This window comes from Pseudomonas sp. RIT-PI-AD (genome assembly GCF_025642785.1).
Taxonomy (GTDB): Bacteria; Pseudomonadota; Gammaproteobacteria; order Pseudomonadales; family Pseudomonadaceae; genus Pseudomonas_T.
This window is the reverse complement of sequence record NZ_JANZKU010000074.1, coordinates 1-408: the sequence shown is the minus strand read 5'-3', so window position 1 is coordinate 408 and position 408 is coordinate 1. Positions and strand designations below refer to the sequence as shown.

The window sequence follows — 408 nt, the reverse complement described above, 5'->3', positions numbered from 1 at the left end:
CCGGCGACGCTGGTTTCCTCGATGCGGTTCTGGAGCCGGTCGCTCGCGGTGATCCGCATTTCCCGGGTTCGCGGGTCCCAGCTGGGGATGGTCACGACCCCGGTAAAGCGTCGTTCCTGAGTGAGGTCGCCGCCGTCCTGGCTCTGGTAATCCACCGTGACGACGGCACCCTGCAGGTTCGCCGGCACGGCCTCGCCCTGCTGGTACGCCAGAGAGAACTCCGCCTCGGCAGCGCCGCCCTCGGGGCGATTGATGCGGATGTCGGCGCACACCCGGCCGCTCACATCCACACCGCCCATCACCACGAACGCCCGCCAGATAAAAGAAAACCCCGCCGGGGCGGGGTCTTGGACGTAGCCCGGCGGCATCACCGGGTCGACAGGGATCGGCGCGGGCGGGCCCGGCCTG

At 69.9% G+C, this 408-nt stretch carries 1 pseudogene; it reads right to left on the bottom strand.

The window, feature by feature from the left end:
• A pseudogene (locus OGL92_RS22090) lies at positions 1–408 on the bottom strand (hypothetical protein); the annotation flags it as partial.